1 protein-coding gene and 1 pseudogene are annotated in these 611 nt (G+C 48.3%); both read left to right on the top strand.

Annotation, left to right across the window (positions count from 1 at the left end; genetic code table 11):
- Window positions 1-191, top strand: a 191-nt coding sequence (locus tag R8O11_RS29190; protein WP_318195119.1) for a flagellar biosynthetic protein FliO, incomplete at its 5' end; no start/stop codon positions are given.
- A pseudogene (locus tag R8O11_RS29195) lies at window positions 178-611 on the top strand (flagellar biosynthetic protein FliP); the annotation flags it as partial. The gene R8O11_RS29190 and the pseudogene R8O11_RS29195, both read left to right, overlap by 14 nt.

The following is a 611-nucleotide window of genomic DNA, read 5'->3' on the forward strand; positions in this document are numbered from 1 at the left end:
AATTACCTGTCGGCACCAAAGAGCGAATCGCCGTGGTTCAGGTTGGAGAAGAGCAGTTTTTGGTGGGCATCACCAGTCAATCGATCCAAACCTTAGCCAAGCTAGAAAAGCCATTGAAAGAGGAAGAGTTGGCGACCAATGCTTTTGCCAGTCAGTTCAGCCAACTGATCAAGAAAAATGACAAAGGGTAATCCAATCCGTCTGCTTTTTAGCACTTTGGTGCTACTGGTTGGCGTGCTGTTTTCTTCATTTTCGTTTGCTGAGGCAGAGGAATCACCGTTGCCTGCGAATTTAGCAGAAGGGAGCAGTGTGACGGTTCAGGCCATGCAAAGCGATACCGGAGCAAGTCGCTCTATGTCGGTTGGCAACGGTGCTGGTATTCCAGCTTTCACCATGACCACCAATCCGGATGGCAGTGAAGACTATTCTGTTACGTTGCAAATTCTCGCCTTAATGACCATGCTGGGCTTCTTGCCAGCAATGGTGATTTTGATGACGTCTTTCACCCGAATTGTGGTGGTAATGTCGATTCTGCGTCAGGCGATGGGCTTACAACAAACACCATCGAATCAGGTGATCATTGGCATCGCGCTTTTCTTGACCTTCTTTGT

It is taken from the genome of Vibrio sp. 1288 (assembly GCF_033344475.1).